Annotated in this window: 1 protein-coding gene; it reads left to right on the forward strand. The window is 56.2% G+C overall.

All coding sequences use genetic code 11. From position 1 onward, the window contains the following. Positions 1-406: hypothetical protein (locus AC1RPQ_RS08005; protein ID WP_481762263.1), on the forward strand; the 406-nt coding region annotated here is incomplete at both ends.

Here is a 406-nt window from a genome sequence, read left to right on the forward strand (position 1 = left end):
TACCTAGACTACAACCTAGGACCGTTCGATTTTGGTGAAATTGGGTATTTCGTGGGCAACACGCTGTTCGCGTTGGCCGCAGACGACAGCCTGATTCACAAGTCACCGCTCGGTGCGGTGGACGGCGGAAACAGCATCCGGATTGATGCGTTCCTGTCGATCGTGGACACGAATTACCAAATGTGGCTGGACGCCGCAGAATCGAACAACCAGTTCCGGATGGCGGTTCTGGGCTCAGTAGATGAGCTTCCTGCGTCGCATTTGGCGAGCCCCAACGCGTATATTATCACGGGTGTCGATCAACGCCAGTCGTCGTTCATAGCGTACACGGACCGTACGGGGCTCTGGAATTTTGACGCGTACGACTTCGCGTATCAGGCGCAGGTTCCGATCACGGCCGTGGATC

Source organism: Dellaglioa sp. CoH-57-MRSF-21 (assembly GCF_056781915.1).